The 1,238-nt window shown below is 66.8% G+C and carries 1 protein-coding gene; it reads left to right on the top strand.

Going from position 1 to position 1,238, the window contains the following annotated elements; genetic code table 11:
• Positions 1-195: 195 nt before the first annotated feature.
• Positions 196-1,238, top strand: a 1,043-nt coding sequence (locus K338_RS0119510; RefSeq protein WP_022919804.1) for an ISL3 family transposase, incomplete at its 3' end; no start/stop codon positions are given.

Genomic DNA, 1,238 nt, shown 5'->3' with positions numbered 1-1,238 from the left:
GGCTCTTCCGGATTCAGAGTGCGTAGGGCGTCGTCGCTGACGGCGAGCTGAGGCGGATCGTGAGCGGGCCTTGGGTGAAGATGGAGGTGCTCAAACCGCCCATCCTCGACCCAAGGCCCTACCGTGGAATCTACCTCCTGCGCCCCTGCTGGCTGCCCTGTTGCTGATGTCATCTGCCGCACTCTCGAGCTCGGGGTGTTCATCACCGGCGCGAGCGTGGCCGAGGGGGAAGTGACGGTCATCGAGGCCTCACCGCGGCAGGTGCTGGGCTTCTGCCCCACGTGCGGCGCCGAGGGGCGGCTGCGGGACCACGTCATCCGAGAGCTGACCGACATTCCGATCGCTGGTCACCCGACCCGGCTGCGGGTACGTCTGCCACGGTTCGTCTGCGAAGGCCAGGAGTGCCGGCAACGCATCTTCCAGCATCAGCTGCAGGCTGCTGAGCCGGGAGCGAAGACCACGCGCCGGTGCACCCGGTGGATCCTTGCAAGGTTGGCGATCGACAAGATGAGTGTGGCCGCGGTGGCCAGTGCTCTGGGGCTGGGCTGGGACCTGGTCAACACCCTCGCGGTGAACGCGGCCCGCTCGCTGGTCTATGACGACCCCACCCACCTGGACGAGGTACGTCACCTCGGGGTCGATGAGCATTGCTGGAAGCACGTGCGCGGGCAGGGCGAGGAGAACTTCGCGACCATCCTGGTCGACCTGACTCCACTCATCGAGGGGACCGGGAGGGCGCGGCTGCTCGATGTCCAAGCGGGCCGGTCGGCGAAGGTGCTCACCGCCTGGCTGGACGAGCGCGACCAGGCATTTCGAGACCGTATCGAGGTGGTGACCATGGACGGGTTCGCCGGCTACCACAGTGCCACGAGGGCTTCGCTGCCTGAGGCCACACCGGTGATGGATCCGTTCCACGTCGTGCAATTAGGCGGCGAGAAGCTTACCGGCTGCCGTCAGCGCCTGCAGCAGCAGATTCTGGGCCACCGGGGTAGGAAACAGGACCTGCTCTACCGGGGGCGGCGCACCCTGCTCACCCGCAGGTCGTTGCTGAACCAGCGTGGCACCGACCGGCTGGAACGGCTCTTCGCAGAGCGCAACGAGCACGCCGCCCTGGAGGTGTCCTACCTGGTGTATCAGGACATCATCACCGCCTATCAGCACCCTGACCGGCGCACCGGCAAGAAGCTCATGGCCACCCTCATCGACAAGCTCCGCCGTGGGCTGCCCGACGGGCTGGA

The sequence above is a fragment of the Ruania albidiflava DSM 18029 genome, from assembly GCF_000421225.1.
In the GTDB taxonomy this organism is placed as follows: domain Bacteria; phylum Actinomycetota; class Actinomycetes; order Actinomycetales; family Beutenbergiaceae; genus Ruania; species Ruania albidiflava.
This window is presented reverse-complemented; position numbering and strand designations above follow the sequence as displayed.